Annotated in this window: 9 protein-coding genes; 2 read left to right on the top strand and 7 right to left on the bottom strand. The window is 71.4% G+C overall.

The window, feature by feature from the left end; genetic code table 11:
* Window positions 1-60: 60 nt before the first annotated feature.
* From ACIPXB_RS24210 to ACIPXB_RS24195, 4 genes are read right to left on the bottom strand one after another with little or no spacing between them, the layout of a single operon-like run.
* On the bottom strand, window positions 61-921 hold the full coding sequence (locus ACIPXB_RS24210; RefSeq protein WP_401453215.1) for a TIGR03619 family F420-dependent LLM class oxidoreductase: 861 nt from the start codon (window positions 919-921) through the stop codon (window positions 61-63).
* Window positions 922-970: 49 nt separating this feature from the next.
* On the bottom strand, window positions 971-3835 hold the full coding sequence (locus ACIPXB_RS24205) for a toll/interleukin-1 receptor domain-containing protein (RefSeq protein ID WP_401453213.1): 2865 nt from the start codon (window positions 3833-3835) through the stop codon (window positions 971-973).
* Between the two features lie 4 nt (window positions 3836-3839).
* Window positions 3840-6701 (bottom strand): hypothetical protein, encoded by a 2862-nt coding sequence (locus ACIPXB_RS24200; protein ID WP_401453211.1) that lies wholly within the window; start codon window positions 6699-6701, stop codon window positions 3840-3842.
* A 4-nt stretch (window positions 6702-6705) separates the two neighbouring features.
* A complete protein-coding gene (locus tag ACIPXB_RS24195; protein WP_401453209.1) occupies window positions 6706-9606 on the bottom strand; it encodes a hypothetical protein in 2901 nt (966 codons plus the stop codon).
* A gap of 95 nt (window positions 9607-9701) precedes the next feature.
* Between ACIPXB_RS24195 and ACIPXB_RS24190 the strand changes: the two genes are divergently transcribed.
* On the top strand, window positions 9702-10295 hold the full coding sequence (locus ACIPXB_RS24190; protein WP_401453207.1) for a hypothetical protein: 594 nt from the start codon (window positions 9702-9704) through the stop codon (window positions 10293-10295).
* Window positions 10296-10311: 16 nt separating this feature from the next.
* On the opposite strand, the gene ACIPXB_RS24185 is transcribed toward ACIPXB_RS24190, so the two are convergent.
* Entirely contained in the window at window positions 10312-11424 is a 1113-nt protein-coding gene (locus ACIPXB_RS24185) for an ADP-ribosylglycohydrolase family protein (RefSeq protein WP_401453399.1), read from the bottom strand.
* A gap of 746 nt (window positions 11425-12170) precedes the next feature.
* Here ACIPXB_RS24185 and ACIPXB_RS24180 point away from each other — a divergent pair.
* Window positions 12171-13253 (top strand): tyrosine-protein phosphatase, encoded by a 1083-nt coding sequence (locus ACIPXB_RS24180; protein WP_401453205.1) that lies wholly within the window; start codon window positions 12171-12173, stop codon window positions 13251-13253.
* 198 nt (window positions 13254-13451) lie between these two features.
* On the opposite strand, the gene ACIPXB_RS24175 is transcribed toward ACIPXB_RS24180, so the two are convergent.
* Together ACIPXB_RS24175 and ACIPXB_RS24170 are read right to left on the bottom strand one after the other, a co-directional pair.
* A complete protein-coding gene (locus ACIPXB_RS24175) occupies window positions 13452-16034 on the bottom strand; it encodes a bifunctional FO biosynthesis protein CofGH (RefSeq protein ID WP_401453203.1) in 2583 nt (860 codons plus the stop codon).
* A 40-nt stretch (window positions 16035-16074) separates the two neighbouring features.
* On the bottom strand, window positions 16075-16857 hold the full coding sequence (locus ACIPXB_RS24170) for an SDR family oxidoreductase (protein WP_401453201.1): 783 nt from the start codon (window positions 16855-16857) through the stop codon (window positions 16075-16077).
* Window positions 16858-17022: the final 165 nt, after the last annotated feature.

The raw sequence follows: 17022 nt of genomic DNA, 5'->3' as shown, positions 1-17022 counted from the left end.
CACCGCGCGCCGACCCTGCCGCGACGCCTCGCCGGGGCACCGGCGCCCCCGGCCCCGTCCTCAGAGGTACTGCGCGAAGTCGTCCAGGACCCGCAGGATCTCCGCCTCCGGTGCCGACGGCAGCTGCGCCACGACCTCCTCGATCCCGAGGGAGGCGAAGTGCGCCAGCTTCCCCGGGGTCGGGTGCACGGCGTACGGCACCACCTGGAGCGCCTTCGGATCGCGGCCGGCGGTCTCCCACACCGCGCGCAGCACCGGCAGGGACTCCGTCAGGCCGCCGCCGCCGATCGGCATCCAGCCGTCCGCGTGGTCGGCGACGGCGGCGAACAGCTTCGGCCCGGCCGCGCCCCCGATCAGGGTCCGCGGCCCGTGCAGCGGGACCCCGGCGGCCAGTTCCCGGGGTGCCTGCACCGGCTTGGGGTACGCCGAGCTGGCCCGCACCGAGCAGAACTGGCCGACGTACGCCGTCGGCTGCGGCGCCCACAGCGCCCGCATCAGAGCCATCCGGTCGCGCACCAGCTCCCGCCGCGTGGCCCACTCGACACCGTGGTCGGCGGCCTCCTCGACGTTCCAGCCGTACCCCAGGCCCAGCGTGAACCGCCCGCCGCTGAGGTGGTCGAGGGTCGCGACCTGCTTGGCCAGCCCGATCGGATCGTGCTGCGCCACCAGGGTGATCCCCGTCCCCAGGTGCAGCCGCTCGGTGACGGCGGCGGCCTGCCCGAGCGCGACGAACGGATCGAGCGTGCGCCCGTACATCTCGGGCAGCTCCCCGCCCATCGGCGCGGGGGTGTCCCGGTCGACGGGGATATGGGTGTGCTCGGGCAGGTAGAGCCCCCCGAACCCACGCTCCTCCAGGGCCCGGGCGAGCCGGACGGGCGTGACCGTCCGGTCGGTCAGGAAGATGGTTGTGGCGATCCGCATATGCGCTGACACCTCCGTCACGTAGGGGGCACACGGTAGGGCCTGTGGCCTAAGGGCGGCAGGGGGCGCCGACGTCGAGATCGCTCAGATAGCGGTCGTACTCGTTTTGGGGGAGTGGGTCGGGGACGAGGGCGCAGAGGGCTGTGCGCCAGTTCGCCACGTCGATCGATCGATGGGTCAGGGCCGCGCCTGGCTCGAAAGCCAGGACGCCTCCGCCGGAACTCGCCACGATTCGGATGGGCCCTTCGTCCTCGGCCCGGCTCACGTCCGGGGAGCCGGTCTTCCCGGTGCCGATCGGCCAGCTGCCGAGCGCGTCCCCGGTCGTGGTGTCCCAGAACTGCAGGCGAGTTCCGGTCACCCGGCGGACGGCGTGCACAAGGTGCCGGGCGTCCGGGCTGAAGACGAGGTCGTTCTCCGAGGTCGGGACAGCCACGGAATGTGTGGTGAGCCGACCCGTGTCCACCTGAAGGATCGAGACGCGCCGATTGCGGTCCATTACACCGACTCTCGATCCCTCGGGACTTACCGCGAGCGTCATTGTGACCTCCGGCTGAGCCGCTCTCCGTACTCGTTCGAGCCGGCCGTTTCCGGCCCATCGCCATACGGTGAGGTCTTCGCCGACGGTTCCCGCGACGGCCAAAGTGCTGAGGTCCTCGCTCACCGTACCGAGCATGACCTGGCCGTCGGACGGCAGGATGGTCTGGCGTACCTCACCTGTCCGGATGTCGATGAGTAGCAGGCCGCGTTCCCAGCCACCGACGACGTGGAAGCCGTCACCGACGAACATCAGCGGGCCCCGTCCGATACCACCGTCGTACCGGTGCGGACCACTGGTCCGCTGTCCCGTGCGGGGGTCCCACAACGAGAGCTCGCCCTCGTGGATCAGAGCGATGCGGCTGCCGTCCTTCGATGCGGCGACGCTGTCCCATTCGCGGTCGACGGCCACGGGGATCCGCCCCAGCTGACGAGGCCCCGTCCGTGCGTCCGCCACCACCCACACAACGGTGCCCTCCGGCCCCGTCCTAAGACCGAGCCGACCGTCCGGGGTGAGCTCTCCGCTCTTCAACCGGTCACCATTGGGGACCGTCGCGCCGCCGGGGTCCCGCGTGAGGAACACGGATACGGCCCCGTCCTGCGACGCGGCGGCCACCCACTTTCCGTCGTCCGAGACGGCCATGCTGTGGACGGGCCAGCTGAAGGAGCCCAGAGTCTGCAGCTTGCGCAGGGCGGGGTCGTACAGCGAGATCCTTTCCTCCTCAGCGCCGACGATCAGCTCGGTGTTGTCCCGGGGGAAAACGACCGTGCCCGGCTGACCCGCCACCGCGGCGACGGCGGTTCGCCGGCCCTGCGAGATGCTCCATAATTCGGCCTTCTGCGAGCCGCGACCGCCGACGAAGAGCCGGTCGGCGGAGAGCGTCGCAGAGCGTTCCCCGAACGGGTAGGCGGACAATTGACGCCGGGCGCTCCACGCCTTGGTCCCCGGAGTGAAAGTGCGCGTCTCGCCCGTGTCCGTGGCGAGGGCGGTCAGCCGGTTAGTGGTGTCGAAGGAGAGCGTGATGCTCTCGGGGGCGAAGCCGCCCTCGGTGTGCACCGGTGTTCCGCTGGTCAGGTCCCATACGGTCAGGCGCATCCCTTCCTCTTGCGGAACGTAGAAGGTCGCGGCGAGCCAGTGCCCGTCGCGGGACAGCGCGGTGGCGTCCAGCCCCGTGCGGGCGTTGCTCAATTGACGGGCGTCACTGGCGACCAGCGACCTGATGACCCGGCCGCTGCGCACGTCCCAAACGTCGATCTGATTGAAGGCGGTCTCCACGACGAGCAGGCCGCCGTCGGAGCTGATCTGGAGCATGCCGGTCTGGGCCCAACTACGGCTGATGAGGGTTCGTAGGGGTGTGCCCGTGCGCACGTCGAAGAGATGAATGTGGCGGCCGTCCGGCGGTCCCGGGAATTCGGCGTCTGGGACATCGGCGTCGAATTCCGAGTAGTAGGCGAGCACGCTGCCGTCCCCACTCAGAGCGACGCGTGTCTCGGGCTCATGACTGGCGCCGACGTACTGGCCGAACCGTTCGGCGCCCTTCTGCACGTGCCGGAACACGCTTTCGTTGGCCAGCACCGCTGCCGCCAGGCCTTGCGACGCCTCACTCGTGGACCGGACCTGCTCGGCGTAGAGGGCGAACTGGGCCGCCTTGCGGGGGTCGGTGTCGGCCATCTCCAGGGCACGGGCCGCCAAGGCCTGGGACGCTGAGGTGCGGGCGCGGGCGAGGGCCTCGTCGCGCTGTCGCACGGCGAGGAGGCCCGCTACCAGTGCGACGATCAGGGCAACGGCGAGGCCGGCCGCGAGCCCCCGGAAGATGCGTGCGGCTTTCCGCTGCCGCCGGAGATCCTCGCTGTCCAGGGTGTCCTTGCTGACGCCGTGGATCGCGGCGGCAAGGGTGACGATCCTGTCGCGAAACTCACCCGGGTCCATTGAGTGGTGCGAGGCGTCGCGGTGTGCCCGCAGGTCCACCCACAGGGGCTCGGCGGTGAAGGCGCCGACGAGTCCTTCCGGTAGGGCGGTCGTACGGTCCCAGTCGAAATCGTCGCGGTCCTCGTCCCAGACGATCTCGCCGGCGGCCAGCGCGATAAGGAAGTGATCCATGGAGTGGTTGTCACGCCAGAACGCGATCTCCTCGCGGACCCAGCGAGACGCTGCCGCCTCGGGGGAAGCCAAGTAGACGAAGTACCGCGAGCTCCCGAGAGCTGCCTTGATGGCGCTGCCGAGGTCGCTGTTAGCGGCGAGGCTGGTCGTGTCCCGGAACACCTTGAGCGCGGGCCGGCGCGTCCACGGCTGGGCCAGCCGGGTCAGTGCCCGCTCCAGCGCCTGTGCGAGCAGGACGTCACGACGGTGGCTGTAGGAGATGAAGGCGTCGCGCTCCACGGACTCATCCTTTGCTGTCGCGGCGACACGGTGGGGAAACATTCAAGCCGCTGAGATAGCGGACGTACTCGGACCTGGGCAGTTCCCCCGGCGCGAGTTGGCAGAGGAGGGTCCGCCAGGCGGTCACGTCGACGGTCCGGCGCACGAGAGCGCCGTCCATGGCCAGCGCGAGGATGCTTCCGTCGTCGCCCTCGAAGAGGTGCGTGATCGCACTGTCCTTGCCCGACCCGCTGATCGGCAGCGCCCAACTGCCACGGGACTCGCCGGTGGCGGGATCCCAGAACTGCAAGGCGGGTTCCTGGCCGGAGCCGGAGGACTGGACGAGCAAGGACGCGTCGCTGCTGAACGCGAGGGCCGGCCCGCCGGTCGACGCGTAGGTGCTGTGCACGATCCGCCCGGTGGTGACGTCCAGTATCGAGAGGAGCCCGTCGAAATTGAGCACGGCCACCTGCCTCCCGTCAGCACTGACGGTGACACTGTGGCCGTACACGGTCCAGACGGGCTTCAGAGATACCGTGCGCTCCTGCTGAAGGACGTTCTTCGCGGTCCACTCCCAGACGGCCAACTGCTCCTCATGCACCAAGGCGAGGGTGGAGCCGTCCGCACTGATCCCGACTGCGTCCGGAGGCGCCGCGCCGTACGGTACGGACTGCCGGACCTCCCAGGTGCGGCTGTCGACGACCTGAACCGCCTCGCCCGTGGTGCCCACCACATGGTGACCGTCGGGAAGGAAGGACATCGGAGCGAAGGCGGCGCCGCCCGACATGGGACCGTTCACGCCGGTTCCCGAACGCAGGTCCCAGAGCGACACTTTGCCGTCCTGCGCCACCACGGCACGGCTGCCATCGGGGGACGCGATCACGGTGTCGACGCGCAGTCCGGACCTGACGAGCTGGAGGGGAACACGCCCCAGTGACCGGACGCCCTTGCCGGTGACGGTCCACACGTCCGTGCCGGTGTCGCCGCTACGGAAGGCGGTCCGCTTGTCGTCAGCCAGGGCGGCAGACTTGAACTGCTCATCGATGGGCAGGGGCGTCCCGCCCCGGTAGCTGGTGGTCGAGAAGAGGGACACGGCTCCGTCCTGTGAACCGGCGGCCACCCAGCGGCCGTCACCGGATGCCGAGACGCTGCGGACCGGCCAGGTGAAGGTGCCGAGGACGCGCCCGCGGCGCAGCGATGTGTCGAGGACGGACACGGCCTTGTCATCGGCTGCGAATACGGTGCCGTCCATACCACCGGGCAGGGTCACTGCCATGGAGCCCTGGCCTACGGCCTTGCCCAGCCGACGGCCCTCGACCAGGTCCCAGAGTTCGTTCGTGCCCTCGCCGAGATATGCCTTCGTCCCGTCGTCGGACAGCTTTACCTGGATCCGCTCCTGCCGGGGGAAGCCGGGGATCGTGCGCTTCGCGCTCCAGGAGGTGGCCTCGCGGGCGAGAGTGCGGACAGTGCCGGCCTGATGGTCGAGGGCGTGGAGGCGGTTCGCGGTGTCGAATCCCAGGGTGAGGCTGTCCGCAGCGGCAGGTGACTTGCTTATCTCCCGCCCGGTTGCCGTCTCCCAGACGGCGACGTAGTAGTCGCTTCCGGCGGCGGTGGGAGAGTGGAAGGCAGCTGCCAGCCGCTGCCCGTCCGAGGAGAAGGCGAAGGAGCGCAGCCGCTTGAAGGCGCCGGCCAGGTTCTCCCCGTCGCTCGCTGTGATCGTCCTGAGAACCTTCTGACGGGGCACGTCCCAGATCTCGACCTGGTTGAAGGGGGTTTCCACCGCGAGAATCGTGCCATCCGCGCTGAACGCCATTCCCCCGCCGTCCTGCGGCCAGGCTTTGCCCTTGAGGTGCGGAAGGGCTTTGCCCGCCCTGATGTCGTAGAGGTGGATGTGGCCGTCCGTGTCGATGTCGTGGTCGGGGTCGAAGTCCGAGTAGTACGCGAGCATGCCGCCGTCCCGGCTGATCGCCACTTGTGTCGCGTTCACGTGACCGAGGCCGCGGAAGTTGTTCACTTCCTCGTTTCCAACCTGGAGGTGACGCGACACGCCGTCATTGGCCACGACCGCTTGTGCGAGCGCCTGCGTGGCCTCGCTCGTGGGCTTGACGGCGTACGCGTACAAGGCGAACTGGGCTGCCTTGCGCGCGTCCTTGCCGGCGGTGTCCATGGCTCGGGCGGCGAGTGCCTGGGAGGCGGAGGTGCGGGCACGGGCCAGGGCCTCGTCGCGCTGTGCGGCTGCGTAGAAGCCGGCGGTGGTGGCGGCAAGGCTCGTGAGGGCGAGCAGGGCCAGGACGACGTTCTTGACGCGGCTCGCCTTACGGTGCTGGCGCAGGTCCTCGCTGTCCAGCTCGTCCTTGGTGCAGCCGTGCACGGCTGCCGCGAGGGCCGTCGTCCGGTCGCGGAACTCGCCGCCGTCCAAGGTGCGCTCGGCCGGATCGCAGGTGCGGAACTGGCGTAAGTCCACCCACAGCGGTTCCGTCCGGAACACTCCGCGCAGCACCTCTTGGGGGATGGCGGTGGTACGGGTCCAGTCGAAATCGCCGGCCGCCTCGTCCCAGTGGATTTCACCGTCGCTCAGCGCGATCAGGAAACGGTCACTGGCATCCCCCTCAGGGTGGTCCCGCCAGAACGCGAGTTCTTCGCGGACCCAGCGGGAAGCGGCGGCCTCCGGGGAGGCGATGTAGATGAAGTGAGTGGACCGCTTCAGCTCCTTGAGGATCGAGCCCGCCAGATCGGGACTGGCGCCGAGGCTCTCGGTGTCCCGGAACACGTTCAGTGCACGGAGCTTGCGCCAGTTGCGGCCGATGCGGTGCAGACCCCTGTGAACCGCCTGGGCCAGAGGGACATCCATCTTGTGGCTGTACGAGATGAAGGCGTCGCGTTGCACGTACTCATTCCTTGACGTTGCGGGTGCACGGCGGAGAGATCTCCATGCCCGTGAGGTAGCGGTCGTATTCGCTCGCCGGAAGAGGATCGGGGACGAGCCCGCACAGGATGCTGCGCCAGCTGCTCAGATCGGTGGTCCGGCGCACGAGGGACCCGTCGGCGCCGAAGGCCAGGACGGAGCCGTCGGCCGTGGCCAGGAGCTCCACGTCGGGAACGCTCCACGACGAGGGATCTCCGTTGTTCTGTCCTTCCAGGGCCCAGCTGCCACGCGCTTCGCCCGTCGTGGAGTCCCAGAACTGGAGGGAGGCCTCACGCCCGCTGCCGACGACCTGGACGACGAACCGGGCGTCCTGACTGAAGAGCACGCTCTTGCCCCCCTTGGACTGCACGGCCGTGCTGCTGGCGGTACGGCCGGTAGTGACGTCGACCAGGGAGATCCGGCCGTCGGCATTGATCGCGGCAGCTTTCTCACCGTGGACGCTGATCGCAGGGAACATGTAGATCGTGCGCTCGACGGGAGCCGTCCGTACAAGCCGAAGGCGCATGTCGGAGGTCCAGCGCCAGACGGCGAGCCCGTCGTCGACGAGCGAGGCAACGGCGGTACGGTCCGCACTCACGACCGGGTAGCTGCCGATCGGGCCTGCATGCTGGACCGATTGGTGGATCTCCCAGGTTCGGGTGTCGATGACCTGGAGCACCTTTTCAGTGGCGACCAGGACATGGACGTCGTCGGGCGCGAAGGACAGGGGAACGACTCGGGCCTCCGCCGTCAGCGGGGATCCCACCTGGGTACCGCTTGTCAGGTTCCACACTGAAAGGTGCCCCTTTTGCCCGGTCACCGCACGGGCTCCGTCCCGGCTGACGACCACGACGTCGGACTCGTCAGCGTTGCTGGAGTGCGCGAGCTGCACCGGAAGCCGCCCCAGGGGCTGGACCCCCTTCGGGGTGACGGACCACAGGTCCGTTCCGGCTCCGCCGCTGCGGAACGCTGTTCGCCGGTCCAGGCTGAGCTCGGCGGCCTTCACCTGCTGCTCGTTGGGCACGGGAGTGCCGCCCTGCACGCTGGTGGTGGAGAACAACGACACCGCTCCGTCGTCCGATGCCGCTGCCACCCAGCGGCCGTCGGCCGATGCCGACAGGCTCCGCACCGGCCAGCTGAAGGAACCCAGGGTTCTTTGCCGTCGCAGCGCAGCGTCGTACACGACCAATTCCTTGCCGACGCCGGCGAACCAGGTGCCGCCGGCTGCCGAGGGCATGATTGGCGAACCCAAGGCGGACACGCCGGTGTTCACCCGCTCGCCCTTCACAAGGTCCCAGACCTCGAACGTGCCGCCTTGCGGTTCCTTCTGGAGGTAGGCCTTGGTACCGTCGTCCGACAAGGTGGCGTACGCGAAGTCAGCCCGGGGCAGGCCGGGCACCTGGCGCGGAACGCCCCAGGATCCGGGGACCCCTGCGAAGGTGCGCAGCGTGCGGTTGTCTTTGTCGAAGACTTGCAGCCGGTTTTCCTTGTCGAAGGCCAGTGCCACGCCGTCGGCTTCGGTGGGCTCCATGCTCAGTACCCGGCCCGTAGCCGTGTCCCATACCGCGAGGTGGAACGTGGCCGTACCACTCGCTCCGGCAGAGTCAGGAGCGTAGAAGGCGGCGGCCACCCGCTGTCCGTCCCCCGAGAAGGCGAAGGCACGCAGCCCCATCAGCGCATTGGCGAGCTGCAAACCGTTGCTGGCGGTGAAACTCCGGATCCGTTCCTGCCGACGGACGTCCCACAGTTCGATGTTGTGTGTCGCGGTCTCGACGGCGAGCGTGCGGCCGTCCGCGCTGAGGGCGAATCCTCCGCCACGCGGCGGCCAGTGCGCCCCCGTGATCGACGGCAGGACGGTGCCGGATCGGATGTCGTAGAGGTGGATCAGTGGGCCGCGCTCGTCGTCGGCGCGTCGTTGTGAGTCGAACGCGGAGTAGTAGGCCAGTGTGCCGCCGTCCGCGCTGACCGTGACCTGGGTGGGGGCGTTGCTTCCGGAGCCTAAATAGTCGGCCAGAACCTCGCTGCCTGCCTGGAAGTGCTTGGTCACGTTGTCGTTCGCCGCGACGGCTCTGGCCAGGGCCTGCGCCGACTCACCGGTCCGCTGCACCGAATCGGCGTACAGGGCAAACTGGGCCGCCTTGCGCGGGTCGCTGGCCGCCGTCTCCAGGGCACGGGCGGCCAGTGCCTGGGAGGCCGAGGTGCGGGCCTGCGTCAGGGCCTCGCCGCGCTGCTGCCAGGCAAGGAAGCCGGCGATCAGGGAGGTGACCAGGAGGACGGACAGGGCGGTGACGGCGCCGCGCAGTACGCGTACGGCCGTGCGCCGCTGGCGCAGGTCCTCGCTGTCGACCGCGTCCTTGCTCAGGCCGCGGAGGCGGGCCAGCAGGGTGGCGACGGCGTCGCGGAACGGCGCGTCGCGCAGCGAGAACTGCTCCGCCGCGCGGACGGCGGTGAGGTCGACCCACAGTGGTTCGCGCGCGAACTTGCGCCGGAGCACCGCCGGGAGGCACGTCGTACGGTCCCAGTCCCAGTCGTTGATTCGCGGGTCCCACGCGATGGTGCCGTCGCTGACCGCGATGAGGAAGCGGTCCATCGGGCGGTGCTCGATCCAGAACTCGATTTCTTCGCGCACCCACCGGGACTGGGCGGCCGCGGGCGAGGCAACGTAGATGAAGTACCGGGCGCCGCCGAGCTCCTGGAGCAGATCGCCGCCCAGGTCGCTGCTGGCCGCCAGACTGGTGGTGTCCCGGAAGACGTTGACCGTCTGACGTCGCGTCCACGGGCGCGCCAGGCGGTGCAGGCCCCGTTGAAGAGCGGCGGCGAGCGGGACGTCTTGCTTGTGGCTGTACGAGATGAAGGCGTCGCGTCTGTACGGGCGTTCGTCGTCCACGGCCAACTCCCCCCCGGATTCCTGGCTGCATTCACGTCATCACGATCAACTCGTAGGGTGGCATGCACAGTTCCAATGAGGGGAAGGTTTGGGGGATGGGTTTGCGACAGCGGTGGGCGCGTCGGCGTGGTGGCGGAGGGTTCGCGCCGCAGGAGATCACGGTCAAGCTCTCCATCCCCTTCGTCGGGGAGATCAGCGGGGTGTGGGAGCCCATGGACGTCGAGCGGGAGGCCGCGTGGGAGCTCTATGTCGAACTGGCCACCCGCGTTTCGGTCGTTGAGCTCGAAGAAGACGAAGGGCTGCTCCGGGAGGCGCTGTCCTCTCTCTACACGGTGTTCGCCACGACCCGGGAGATCCTGCGCCGGTACGGCCCCGCCGTCGCACCGCGGGTGGCGCCGGGCAAGGTGACGTTCGGCGTGCTGGCGGTGAATGTCCTGAACCTTTCCATCAGGCCCCTGCTCAGCCGCTGGCACCCCTTGCTCACCGCCCACGAGGCAGCCCGCAGCGAGGGCGTGGACCCCGTCGCGCACGAACGGCGCTGGGCGCGCGCCGGGGAGCTGCGCGAGGAGATCGAGGCGGTGCGCAAGGTGCTCCTGGCCCTGGCGCTGGCGCTGAACGAGGTGGCCGGGGTCGGTGACCTGATCACGGTGCGGGTGCCCAGGCAGGCCCCGGTGGAGGAGACCTCCTAGCCCGCCGGCCGGTCCGTCAGGCCCGGGGGTAGCGGGTCAGCCAGGCCGGGGAGGACTGGGTCGGGCCGTGGAGGGCCGGGCCCTGGGTCATCTCCAGGGCGAAGTCGTCGGCGAGGGCGAGCAGGGTGGGGCGGCCCTCCAGTTCGGCCAGCCAGGCCGCCGGGAGCGCGGTCTCCCCGTGCAGGGCGCCGAGCAGGGCGCCGCACAGCGCGCCGGTGGCGGGGGAGTCGCCGCCGTGGTGGACGGCCAGGCGCAGACCGTGGGCCACGTCCTCGGCGACGTACGCGCAGTAGACGGCCACGGCCAGGGCGTCCTCGGCGCCGGTGTCGGGGCCCGCGGCGAGCGAGTCGACCGTCGCGGCCGACGGCACGCCCCCGGTCACCGCGGCCAGCCCGCGCCGCAGGGCGTCGGTCACCGGCTCGTGCCCCGGGCGGGAGCCCAGCAGGGCGAGGGCGCGCTGGACGGCCGGGTCGAGGGCGTCGCCGCGGGCCAGCCCGTGGACGATGACGGCGAAGGCACCGGCGGAGAGGTACGCCGTGGGGTGGCCGTGGCTCTGGGCGGCGCACTCGACGGCGAGCTGGAGGACGAGCGCGGGCTCCCACCCGACGAGCAGGCCGAACGGCGCGGACCGGGTGGTGGCGGCCGCGTCCCGGGCGGCGGGGTTCTTGGGCCGGTCCAGGGTGCCGAGTACGTCGTCGCCGAACCCGGTCAGGCAGGCGCGGCCGGGTCCGCGCCGGGTGTAGAGCCACTCCTCGTGCGCGAGCCAGCCGTTGTCCTCACGGCGCTCGTCGGGGCCCCAGTCGTGCTGGGTGGCCGCCCAGCGCAGGTACGCCCGGTGGAGGTCGGTCGGCGGGTGCCAGGTGCCGGTGTCCCGCCGGACGTGGGCGCGTATCAGGCCGTCGACGGTGAACAGCGTCAGCTGCGTGGCCGCGGTCACCGCGCCGCGCCGGCCGTACGCGGGGGCGGGCCCGGCGAGACCGTCGGGCCCGTGGGCCGCGCGGACGGCGTCGAGGGTCAGCCCGGCCAGCGGGGCGCCGAGGGCGTCCCCGAGGGCGCCGCCGAGCAGGGTGCCGCGGACCCGGCTGCGGAAGTCCTGCTGCTCGGCCCGGCCCCACAGGCCGGTCCGCAGGACGGCGGCCCCGGCGGTACGCGCCCCGGCGGCACGCTCTGCGGCGCGCTCTGCGGCGTGCGTTGTGGGGTTCTCTGTGGCGTGCGCCGTGGGATGCGCCGTGGGATGCGCTGTGGGGTTCGCGTCCGCGTTCGCGCGCTCGTCCGGGCCTGCGCCTGCGCCTGCGGCGTGGCGGGCGGTGGCCCGGTGGGCGGGTACGGCGTGGAGGGCGGTGGCCCGGTGGGCGGGTACCGCCTGGAGGGCGTTGGCTCGTGGGGCGCCCGGCGCACCGGCCGAGGCAGGCGCCGCCGGCGTCCTCCCGGTGTCCGGGTCCGCCGCCGCACCCGGGTGCGGCACCGCTCCCGTTCCCCGGCCCGCGCCCGGCTCGTGGCCCGGCGATGTGCCCTGCTGCCGGCCCTGTCCCGTAGCTGTCCCGTCCATGCCGCTCCCCCGCGCGTGAACTGTGCGCCTGGCGCGCACTGTAGTGGACAGGATCGGTCGCATTCGGAAGCGGCGGGCCGGGCGGCGGGTAAGTGGGCGCAGAACGGCCGGAATGCGGATGGGTTCCGGCCGGGTCGCCGGGCCCGGTCCCGGCCGCGTTCCTGGTCGGGATGACGGGCGCGGGCCCGGCCGCCCGGCGCCGCGCCCCCGACCAAGATCGGCACGGAACGTCCAGGTGGCACGTTTTGCCACTCGATGGCAGGGGGGCGGTTCCCAGCCATACCTCGTTCATGCCACGTTCGCCGGGGGCCCAGAGCCTCGACGCCATGAAGAAGGCACTCCTCACCGCGACCGCCGTCGCCTCCGCATGCGCGCTCTCCCTCGCCCTCGCCCCCACCGCCAGCGCCCACTGGGGCTGGGGCCAGGATCGGGACCGGGACCGGGACCACCGGTCCATTCCGTTCACCGCCGCCACCGTCACCGCCGGGGCCGACGGCTCCTACACCCTCAAGTGGGCCGCCCAGGGCGCCAAGCGGGTCGAGATCAAGGCCAACGGCAAGGTCGTCGCCAAGGGCGGCGCCCAGGGCGAGGCCGTCGTCACGGGCCTGCCCGCCGCCGACCGCCAGTGGTTCGACTTCAAGGCCGACCGCGGCCGGGGCCTCCGCCTCGCCGACCGCCTGATCAAGCTCGACGGCACCGTCAACTTCCGTGACGCGGGCGGCTACCGCACCGCCAACGGCCAGTGGGTCAAGATGGGCGAGGTCTACCGCTCCGACGCCCTGAACAAGCTCACCGAGGGCGACCTCGCCAAGCTCCAGCGCCTGCGCGTCAAGACGGTCTTCGACCTGCGCATGGCCGACGAGCGCAGCAAGGACGCCGACAAGGTCCCGGCCGGCGCCACGTACGTCGTCGCCGACGTCCTCGGCGGCTCCGGCTCCTTCACGACCATGCCGCGCACGCCCGACGAGGCCGTCAAGGCCATGGTCGACGCCGAGAAGGTCATGGTGAGCTCCGCGCCCGCCAAGGCCGCCTACACCCAGGTCTTCGACGGCATGCGCCGCGACGACCGGCGCTCGGTCCTCTTCCACTGCACCGCCGGCAAGGACCGCACCGGCTGGGCCGACGCGGCCCTGCTCACCGCCCTCGGCGTGCCGCGCGAGACCGTCATGGCCGACTACCTGGCCAGCAACGACTACCGCAAGGCCGCCAACGACGCGATCCTCTCCCACCTGCCGGCCCAGCAGGCCGCCGTCTACAAGCCGATGCTCGACGTCCGTCCCGAGTACCTCAACTCCGGCTACGACGAGGTCAAGGCCCGCTACGGCTCCTTCGACCGCTACCTCAAGGACGGCCTCGGCATCGACGCGCGCGAGCTGAAGGACCTGAAGAAGGACCTCCTGGTCGGCTGACGGCCGGCACACACCGGCCGGCACACACCGGCCGGCACGCACCGCCGGCACGCACCGGCCGGTACGCACCGGCCGGCACGCACCGCCGGCACGCACCGGCCGGTACGCACCGGCCGGTACGCACCGCCGGCACGCACCGGCCGGTACGCACCGCCGGCACGCACCGCCGGCACGCACCGACCGCTCCCGCCGCGCCCGTCAGTCGACCAGCGGCAGCAGCTCCGGAAGGTGGCCGTCGGACGCGGCGGCCGCCTCCCGGCGCTCCCGCGGCACCTCCCCGTACAGCGTCGTACGGGGCCGTGCCGGCCGCCCGGCGGCCTCGGCGATCGCCTCCAGGTCCCGCACGGCCTTGTACGAGCCGTAACTCGACCCCGCCATCCGCGAGATCGTCTCCTCCATCAGCGTCCCGCCCAGGTCGTTCGCCCCGGACCGCAGCATCTCCGCCGCACCCTCCGCGCCCAGCTTCACCCAGCTGGTCTGGATGTTGGTGATGTGCGGGTGCAGCAGGAGCCGGGCCATCGCCGTCACCGCCCGGTTGTCGCGCACCGTCGGCCCGGGCCGGGCGATGCCCGCCAGGTACACCGGCGCGTTGGTGTGGATGAAGGGCAGTGTCACGAACTCCGTGAAGCCGCCCGTCCGTTCCTGGATCCGCGCCAGCGTCCGGAAGTGGCCCAGCCAGTGCCGCGGCTGGTCCACGTGCCCGTACATCATCGTCGAGGACGAGCGGATGCCCAGCTCGTGCGCCGTCGTGACGACGTCGATCCAGTCGGCGGCCGGCAGCTTGCCCTTCGTCAGCACCCACCGGACCTCGTCGTCCAGGATCTCCGCCGCCGTGCCCGGAATGGAGTCCAGGCCGGCCTCCTTGGCCGCCGTCAGCCACTCCCGCACCGGCATGCCCGTCCGCGTCGCGCCGTTGACGACCTCCATCGGCGAGAACGCGTGCACGTGGATGCCCGGCACCCGCTCCTTCACCGCCCGCGCGATGTCGAAGTACGCCGTCCCCGGCAGGTCCGGGTGGATCCCGCCCTGCATGCACACCTCGACCGCGCCGACGTCCCAGGCCTGCGCCGCCCGGTCGGCGACCTGCTCCAGGGACAGGGTGTAGGCGTCGGCGTCCGTACGGCGCTGCGCGAACGCGCAGAACCGGCAGCCGGTGTAGCAGACGTTGGTGAAGTTGATGTTCCGCGTGACGATGTACGTCACGTCCTCGCCGACCACCGACTTGCGCAGGTCGTCCGCGACCCGGCACAGCGCGTCCAGCGCCGGGCCGTCCGCGTGCAGCAGGGCGAGGGCCTGCTCGTCGGTCAGCTTCGTCGGGTCGTCGGCGGCCCGCGCCAGCGCCGCCCGTACGTCCGTGTCGATCCGCTCGGGCACCATGCCCGGCGCCGCCGCCTCGCGCAGGGCCTCCCAGTCGCCGTAGACGTGGTCGAAGTCCTCCCGCCGGTCGCCGGTGCGGCCCTCGGTGTCGATGGCGGTGTGCAGGTCCGTGCGCCCGGCGGAGGTGAAGGCCTCCTCCGGCTCCTGCCACGGGCGGCCCGTGACCTCGGCCGCCTCGTTCGCCAGCCCCGTCTCCGGATCGGCCAGCGCCCGTACGTGCGGCAGCAGCCGCGGGTCCAGCCACGGCTCGCCGCGCACCACGAACTCCGGGTACACGCACAGACGCTCGCGCAGCGCGAAGCCCGCCGCCGCCGACCGCTCGGCCAGCAGGTCGATCTGGGGCCAGGGGCGCTCGGGGTTGACGTGGTCCGGGGTCAGCGGGGAGACCCCGCCCCAGTCGTCGATCCCGGCGCCGATCAGGCGGGCGTACTCCCCGTCGACCAGGTTCGGCGGGGCCTGCAGGCAGCCCGAGGGGCCCATGATGTGCCGGGCGACCGCGATGGTCGCCACGAGGTCGTCCAGCTCGGCGTCCGGCATGCCGCGCATGGCCGTGTCCGGCTTGGCGCGGAAGTTCTGGATGATCAGCTCCTGGATGCCGTGGTACGCCCGCGCGATCCGCCGCAGCGCGAACAGCGACTCCGCGCGCTCCTCGTACGTCTCCCCGATCCCGATCAGCAGACCGGAGGTGAACGGCACGGACGAGCGCCCGGCGTCCTCCAGCACCCGCAGCCGTACGGCGGGTTCCTTGTCGGGGGAGCCGTGGTGCGGGCCGCCCGGCTCGGACCACAGGCGCTCGGCCGTGGTCTCCAGCATCATGCCCATGCTGGGCGCGACGGGCTTGAGCCGCTGGAAGTCCGCCCAGGACATCACGCCCGGGTTGAGGTGCGGCAGCAGCCCGGTCTCCTCCAGGATCCGGACGGAGATGGCCCGCACGTACGAGATCGTGTCGTCGTAGCCGTGCGCCTCCAGCCACTCGCGCGCCTCGGGCCAGCGGTCCTCGGGCTTGTCGCCGAGGGTGATGAGCGCTTCCTTGCAGCCCAGCTCGGCGCCGCGGCGGGCGATGTCGAGCACCTCGTCCGGGGACATGAACATCCCGTGCCCGGCCCGCCGGAGCTTGCCGGGGACGGTGGCGAACGTGCAGTAGTGGCACTTGTCGCGGCACAGCCGGGTGAGGGGGATGAACACGCTCTTCGAGTACGTGATCACCCCCGGCCGGCCCGCCGCCGCCAGTCCCGCGTCACGCACGCGCGCGGCGGAGGCGGCCAGGTCGTCCAGGTCCGCTCCGCGCGCCTGGAGCAGGACCGCGGCCTCGGTGACGTCGAGGGCGACTCCGTCACGGGCCCGCCGCAGCGCGCGGCGCATGGCGTTGTCGGTCGGGGCGGCGGCGTTGCCAGGAGTGGTCATGCTGTGAGGATACGATCCGCCGATCGGCGGGTGGAGGGCGTCATCGCATCAGCTCACCGGCGTTGACCAGCAGCGACTGGCCGGTTATCGCCCGCGCCCGGTCGGAGGCGAGGAAGGCGGCGGCGTCGGCGACGTCCCCGTCGGTGGCCAGTTCGGGCAGGGCCATGCGCTCGGTGAGCCGCCCCAGCACCTCTTCCTCGGGCACCTGCTCGCCGTGGGCGGTGAAGGTGACGTACGCCTGCACGGGCGGGCCCCACATCCAGCCCGGGAGCACCGTGTTGACGCGGATGCGGTGCGGGCCGAGCTCGCGGGCCATGGAGTACATGGCCGAGGTCAGGGCGCCCTTGGAGGCGGCGTACGCGGCCTGCTGGACCTGCGAGGGGGCGGCGACGGCGGACTGGGTGCCGATGATGACGACCGAACCGCCGCGCTCCTTGAGCGCGGGCAGACAGGCCCGGGTCATCCGGAGGGTGCCCAGCAGGTTCACGTCGAGGATCTGCTGCCAGGTGCCGAAGTCGGCGTCCTCGAGGCCGCCGAAGTACGAGTCCCAGGCGGCGACGTGCACGACGGCGTCGATCCGGCCGAAGCGCTCGAGGGCGAGGTCGGCCAGCGCCGCGCACTGGCCCTCGTCGGTGATGTCGGTGGTCCGGTACGCGGTGTGCGCGCCGTCGGGATCGATCTCGGCGGCGGACTTCGCCAGGTTCGCCTCGGTCCGCGCCCCGAGCACGGCGTTCCCCCCGTCCCGCACGACGGTGGCGGCAACCTGATGCCCGAGCCCGGCGCCGACGCCGGAAACGATGACGGTCTTCCCTTGGAGCAACATGAGACGAGCCTCCCGGGCAGGCGGAACAACGGACACCGACGGGACCTTGGCTGACGATGCGTCAGATTACGGGGGCAGGCGACGCGAGGGAAGGGGCGAACGCCGGGCGTTGCGGACGTTTGTCCGCTGCCCGTTGGGCGTTGTGGGGGTTCCGGGGTCATCCCG

This window comes from Streptomyces sp. NPDC090022 (assembly GCF_044748145.1).
Classification (GTDB): domain Bacteria; phylum Actinomycetota; class Actinomycetes; order Streptomycetales; family Streptomycetaceae; genus Streptomyces.
The sequence above is the reverse complement of the archived record's forward strand: the minus strand, read 5'-3'. Positions and strand labels throughout refer to the sequence as shown.

What these genes read in the sequence shown, in the direction of transcription:
- ACIPXB_RS24170 (WP_401453201.1), bottom strand. Translation starts at nt 16,857, where the DNA reads ATGTTGCTCCAAGGGAAGACCGTCATCGTTTCCGGCGTCGGCGCCGGG.
- ACIPXB_RS24190 (WP_401453207.1), top strand. Translation starts at nt 9,702, where the DNA reads ATGGGTTTGCGACAGCGGTGGGCGCGTCGGCGTGGTGGCGGAGGGTTC.
- ACIPXB_RS24175 (WP_401453203.1), bottom strand. Translation starts at nt 16,034, where the DNA reads ATGACCACTCCTGGCAACGCCGCCGCCCCGACCGACAACGCCATGCGC.
- ACIPXB_RS24180 (WP_401453205.1), top strand. Translation starts at nt 12,171, where the DNA reads ATGAAGAAGGCACTCCTCACCGCGACCGCCGTCGCCTCCGCATGCGCG.
- ACIPXB_RS24210 (WP_401453215.1), bottom strand. Translation starts at nt 921, where the DNA reads ATGCGGATCGCCACAACCATCTTCCTGACCGACCGGACGGTCACGCCC.